This is a genomic window from Macellibacteroides sp., from assembly GCF_050251695.1.
Taxonomy (GTDB): domain Bacteria; phylum Bacteroidota; class Bacteroidia; order Bacteroidales; family Tannerellaceae; genus Macellibacteroides; species Macellibacteroides fermentans.
The window spans coordinates 1-6324 of the sequence record NZ_JBFWMI010000129.1 but is presented as its reverse complement, the minus strand read 5'-3'; the positions used below and the strand labels follow the sequence as shown (position 1 = coordinate 6324).

Genomic DNA, 6324 nt, shown 5'->3' with positions numbered 1-6324 from the left:
CTTCTCCATTCTCAAGGCATGTGTTATTATACAAAGTTTTATTCTTACTGTTATTGTCGGACAAAAAATGTTTATAAACTCCCCCACCCTCATGCTTCACTTCAATTTTAATGTGCTCGCGACTCATACACTTATCCATCGTAACTATACCGATGGACGCTTTTGAAGCTTCCGACTTACGACCGGCAATCAAAGTTCCTTCATAAAGGAGAAATGTTTGCGCAGGGGTGTCAGAATTTGGCAATACGGTAATCGTACCGGAAGTTGCATTTCGATGTTTGACAACAACAGTCGGTGTCTCTGTTTTATTCAGAAACCCTAATTGTCCAAGTAATGAAACCGCAATAGGTTTTGTACATTTTGGACATTTAAATGATTCAATCGTAGACGGGATTTTAGCCTCGTCTATTTTAAGCCCAACTTTACAATATGGACATTTGATTGAAATCATAACATAAAGGATGCGTCTGAATCGTCTAGATCAATTGAAGACATATCAATAACATCTGCATCGGTCATGAAGACTGTGTCATCTGATAGTGTAATCAAATCAGATCCGGACATATCATCATCCAACATGACTGCATCAAATGAAAGAGTATCACTCTCAACATCTACAATAAAGCTCTCTGAGGCATCCATAAAGTCACCATTATCAATTGTGACAAATGTGTATTCTTCTGCTTTTTCCATATCTTTAATTATTATTTACAACGCAAATGTACGAAAAGAATTCTGTAATAAACAAGCCGGATCGGGACCTTAATCCAACTACAGGCATTCTTGTACAAAAGGCATGTTTTTCGATACGAACAATTAGAAGCTAACCCATTTGGCCTTACAGGAAGGAACCGGACATTGTTTTTTGTTACGTAGAGATTCCCACGGAATTTCACCAAGGAAGGTGCCGCATTTGGGACAAACATAATCATTTTTGAACTGATTTGAAATATCTTGAAGAAGCTGAGGTATTTTGGCCGACTGCTTGGCACCCATATAAATTCCAATCGTAGGGGCGCAAATAGCTAAGGAGAGACTTAATCCGAAAAGCTGCGGTGTTCCGTTTCCCCAAAAACCGACAGCAATACCCACAACGCCAGGCAACGCAAAGGGCAACGACTGAAATAATCTTGTTTTAAATTGATTGTTGGATTGGATTTTGATTTTTACGCTGATGTATTTTTCGTATACATCTTTCAATGAATTAAAGTCTTCGCTGTAATCATTAACAGATCTTAATGCACTCTTAATATCTAAAACGTATTTATCACCTAAGATAATTGAATCCGAAGAACAAATTTTCTTCTTTACAACCTGACAACCATTCACATACGTTCCATTGGTCGATTGAATATCTTCAATAAACCATCCTTGTTCGTTTCGAAGCAAGTAAGCATGATGCCTGCTTACATGGTCGTCGTTCACAATATAGTCATTATCACTGGCTTTTCCTATTCGTATTATCATCTCATTGCATAATAATAAGATTAATTTTACATTTTTGCATCTTCACGGATCTCATTTTCAAGAGAATCTTTCAGCACTTTTAACGGATCTTTCGAAATAATCAACTCTCGGGCTTTACCTTCTGCAGTGAGCAACAAAAGCTTTTGTCTTGGCAGGTTTATTTGCAAAATATGGTTCTTGTTGATTATATGACTTTTACCAACTCTCATCAGTATCATTTTACATCCTGTAACCTGCTTTTCAAGTATCTCTTCTATCTTACCAATATTAATTGCAAAAGTAAATTGAATCCCGTTATTTAAAATCAACTTGGTATAATTACGATCTGCTTCGAAATAAAGAATTTGTTCAATTCTTATTCTCAACAACTCATCTCTTGTTTTAATAATTAAATATCTATCCATTGCCGGGCTAAATTAATGTTCACCGCGAACAAATATAGACATTATTTTTTATTGATTAACAAAATTACAATAAAAAAAATAATCCTCGTAAACTATTGTTATTTGTTACAAAAACAATCACAAATAAAACAGTTTACGAGGATAAGAACTAAATATCCTATAGATTAACCTTCAATCGCTGCCTGAGCCGCTGCCAATCGGGCAATAGGAACACGGAAAGGAGAACAAGAAACATAATTCAGTCCAACTCTGTGACAGAACTTAACAGACGAAGGCTCACCACCATGCTCGCCGCAGATTCCGCACTTTAAATCCGGACGAATGGAGCGACCTTTTTCAGTTGCCATTCTTACAAGCTGACCGACACCTTCCTGATCCAGCACCTGGAATGGATCTACCTGAAGTATTTTCTTATCCAGATAAACCGGCAGGAATGAAGCTATATCGTCACGCGAATAACCAAAGGTCATCTGTGTTAAGTCATTGGTTCCAAACGAGAAAAACTCGGCGGAAGAAGCAACCTTGTCGGCTGTAAGCGCTGCACGGGGAACCTCTATCATCGTACCTACAGTAAACTCTATGCTGTCACCCTTTTCCGCAAACAGTTTTTTTGCCGTAGCACGGATTACAGCCTCTTGCTGCTGGAATTCAATCACATTGCCAACCAGCGGAACCATTATCTCCGGATAAGTATGAATACCCTCAGCCTTTAATTCAAGTGCAGCACCTAATATAGCCAAAGTCTGCATTTCCGTAATTTCGGGATAGGTGTTCCCCAAGCGGCAACCACGGTGTCCCAACATCGGGTTTTGTTCTGAAAGCGATTCAACTCTTTCCTGAATTTTCTTTACAGAAACACCCATCATAGCAGCCATATCTTCCTGTCCTTTCAGATCATGCGGAACAAATTCATGCAATGGAGGATCCAACAAACGCACTGTAACAGGACAACCATCCATCGCTCTGAAAATTCCTTTAAAGTCGGCCTGCTGATAGGGAAGAATCTTGGATAATGCCTTAACTCTGCCTTCGGTATCTTCCGAAAGAATCATTTCACGCATAGCCTTTATCTTTTCACCTTCAAAGAACATATGCTCCGTCCTGCACAACCCTATACCCACAGCCCCAAAATTTCTTGCAATCTGTGCATCAAACGGAGTATCCGCGTTGGTGCGAACCTTTAATTTTGTATACTTATCGGCCAATGTCATCAACTCCCGGAAATCATCCGACAGCTCTGCCTCCTTCGTTTGGATTTGTCCTAAGTACACCTCTCCGTTCGAACCGTTCAAGGATATATAATCGCCCTCTTTCAATACTAAATCTCCCACTTGTATGGTTTTATTCTTGTAGTCGATCTTCAGCGCTCCGGCACCCGAAACACAACACTTACCCATTCCTCTGGCAACTACCGCCGCATGAGACGTCATACCACCGCGTGCTGTAAGAATCCCTTGCGCAACAGCCATACCGGCCAAGTCTTCCGGCGAGGTTTCAATACGTACCATAATAACCTTATGCCCTTTGGCATGCCATTCGGCGGCATCATCAGCAAAGAAAACAATCTGTCCGGTAGCGGCACCCGGTGAAGCGGGTAATCCTTTAGCAATAACAGGAGCAACCTTCAATGCTTTTTTATCAAACACAGGATGCAATAATTCATCCAATTTGTTGGGCTCGACACGAAGCAATGCTGTTTTTTCATCAATCATACCCTCTCTCAACAAGTCCATGGCAATCTTCACCATGGCAAAGCCGGTACGCTTACCGTTACGGGTCTGCAAAAACCAAAGCTTACCTTCCTGAACGGTAAACTCCATATCCTGCATATCCTTATAATGGTTTTCAAGTTTAGTCTGCAGTACATCCAATTCGGCATAAATTGAAGGCATAGCTTCTTCCATAGACGGATATTTTGCCAAACGCTCTTCTTCCGATACACAAGCCAATTCTGCCCAGCGTTGCGAACCCACCTTCGTAATTTGCTGAGGAGTACGAATTCCGGCAACCACATCTTCACCCTGCGCATTAATCAGATATTCACCATTGAATAAATCTTCTCCACTACCGGCATCACGCGAAAAGCAAACTCCGGTTGCTGAAGTTTCACCCATATTACCAAATACCATGGCCTGCACATTCACAGCTGTACCCCATTCGGCAGGAATACCTTCCATTTTACGATACAGAATAGCCCGGTCGTTCATCCATGAGTCGAACACCGCACATATGGCACCCCACAGCTGATCATAGGCAGAGGTTGGGAAATCGTGACCTGTTTGATTTTTTACAGCTTTCTTAAATTTAGATACCATTAATTTAAGGTCGTCAACACTTAATTCATTATCAAGCTTAACACCTCTTTCTTCCTTCAGTTCTTCAATAATCTCCTCAAATGGATCGATATCCTCTTTATTAACCGGTTTCATCCCCAACACCACATCGCCGTACATTTGTACAAATCTGCGGTAAGAGTCCCAAGCAAACCGGGGATTATTAGTCTTACGGATCAATCCTTCCACAACTTCGTCGTTCAAACCCAGGTTAAGGATTGTATCCATCATGCCCGGCATGGAAGCTCTTGCTCCGGAACGTACCGAAACCAACAATGGATTTTCAATATCTCCAAAAGTAGCATTCATCAATTGCTCAATATTAGCAATCGCATTTTTCACATCCTCCTGTAAAAGGGAGACTACTTTATCTCTACCCAGTTCATAGTATTCTAAGCAAACTTCTGTGGTGATTGTAAAACCTGGAGGAACCGGAACTCCAATCAAATTCATTTCGGCAAGGTTGGCACCTTTTCCCCCCAATAGATTTTTCATATTGGCTTGTCCTTCGGCTTTTCCGTTTCCAAAGGTGTAAACGCGTTTCTTGTTCATAATCATTGTTATTTTTTGATTTTAGGTTGTTTTGCTACTTCTGGTTTGCAATAATGCAAATATAACTTAATTAATGACTGTATATGTAAAAGCCTAAAATAATTTTATGTGTTTTACAACCTCAATCTATAACTGGTATATAGTAAATTCGTATATTTGCGTGGCGAAAATTATAAAATAAAAGACATTGGCAAGAAATAAGAAACCGTTACCCATTTTTGAACAGGTAACCATCACAGATGTAGCCGCAGAAGGTAAAGCCATCGCAAAGGTAAACGACCTCGTAGTTTTCATTCCTTTTGTAGCACCGGGAGATGTTGTAGACATCCAGATTACTCGCAAGAAACACAGTTATGCAGAAGGTAAAGCCATCCGTTTTCACTCCTATTCCGATAAAAGATCGACTCCATTTTGTGAACACTTCGGAACATGCGGAGGATGTAAATGGCAACATCTGCCCTACGAAGAACAGTTAAAATACAAACATAAACAGGTAACAGACAATCTTACCCGTATTGGAAAGATAGCACTGGGTGAGGTCTATCCTATTTTAGGATCAGAAAAGACAACCTATTACCGCAACAAACTGGAGTTCACTTTTTCGAATAAAAAATGGCTTACGGAAGCCGAAATCGGTTCGGACAAGTCGTTTGACTGTATGAATGCCGTAGGATTTCATATTCCGGGTATGTTCGATAAAGTGCTCGACATAAACCAATGTTGGCTGCAGAGCGAACTATCAAATCAAATTCGTCTAAGCATACGTAATTATTGTCTTTCGCACGAAGGTTATCCTTTTTTCGATCTACGTAATCAGGATGGGCTGATGCGCACCTTGATTGTACGCACAGCGTCGACCGGCGAAATCATGGTTATTGTTGTTTTCTACAAAGACGAACAAGACAAGATAAATGAATTGCTTACGTATGTTGCCGAGCAATTTCCGCAAATAACCTCCTTGCTATACATTATTAATAGTAAGTGCAACGACACAATCACCGATCAGAAAGTGGAAGTCTTCAAAGGCAAGGATCATATTATTGAAGAGATGGAAGGACTTAAATTCAAGGTAGGTCCCAAATCATTCTATCAGACCAACAGCGATCAAGCCTACAATTTATATAAGATAACGCGTGATTTTGCCGGATTAACAGGCAACGAAATGGTGTACGACCTTTATACCGGTACCGGAACCATTGCCAATTTCGTTTCAAGTCGCGCAAAGAAAGTTATAGGAATCGAATATGTACCCGAAGCGATTGAAGATGCCAAAGTAAACGCAGCTCTCAATAACATTGAGAACACGCTGTTCTTTGCAGGAGACATGAAAGATATACTTACGCAAGAATTCATTGCCCTGCATGGTAAACCGGATGTGATCATCACCGATCCGCCCCGTGCCGGAATGCATGACGACGTAATTGACACAATCCTTTTTGCCGAACCCCGGCGAATTGTCTACGTAAGCTGTAATCCTGCTACGCAGGCAAGGGACCTCGGACTTCTTGACGTTAAATACGAAGTAAAAAAGGTACAACCTGTTGATATGTTCCCCCACACCCATCACG

Annotated in this window: 6 protein-coding genes; 1 reads left to right on the top strand and 5 read right to left on the bottom strand. The window is 40.7% G+C overall.

The window, feature by feature from the left end:
- The 5 genes from AB7E53_RS13680 to ppdK form a co-directional block, all read right to left on the bottom strand.
- Nucleotides 1–451, bottom strand: a 451-nt coding sequence (locus AB7E53_RS13680) for an FHA domain-containing protein (RefSeq protein ID WP_446776289.1), incomplete at its 3' end; no start/stop codon positions are given.
- The gene (locus AB7E53_RS13675; RefSeq protein WP_079683144.1) at nt 448–693 is read right to left on the bottom strand and encodes a hypothetical protein; all 246 of its coding nucleotides are present in this window, start codon (nt 691–693) and stop codon (nt 448–450) included. The genes AB7E53_RS13675 and AB7E53_RS13680, both read right to left, overlap by 4 nt.
- A 123-nt stretch (nt 694–816) precedes the next feature.
- Nucleotides 817–1467 carry an FHA domain-containing protein gene (locus AB7E53_RS13670; protein WP_446776287.1) on the bottom strand — a complete coding sequence of 217 codons (651 nt, stop codon included), beginning with the start codon at nt 1465–1467 and terminating at the stop codon, nt 817–819.
- Nucleotides 1468–1493: 26 nt separating this feature from the next.
- Nucleotides 1494–1871 (bottom strand): LytTR family transcriptional regulator DNA-binding domain-containing protein, encoded by a 378-nt coding sequence (locus AB7E53_RS13665; protein WP_446776285.1) that lies wholly within the window; start codon nt 1869–1871, stop codon nt 1494–1496.
- Between the two features lie 164 nt (nt 1872–2035).
- Nucleotides 2036–4756, bottom strand: a complete 2721-nt coding sequence (ppdK, locus tag AB7E53_RS13660; protein WP_446776283.1) for a pyruvate, phosphate dikinase — start codon at nt 4754–4756, stop codon at nt 2036–2038.
- Between the two features lie 187 nt (nt 4757–4943).
- Here ppdK and rlmD point away from each other — a divergent pair.
- On the top strand, nt 4944–6324 hold a 1381-nt coding region (gene rlmD, locus AB7E53_RS13655), incomplete at its 3' end, for a 23S rRNA (uracil(1939)-C(5))-methyltransferase RlmD (protein ID WP_446776281.1).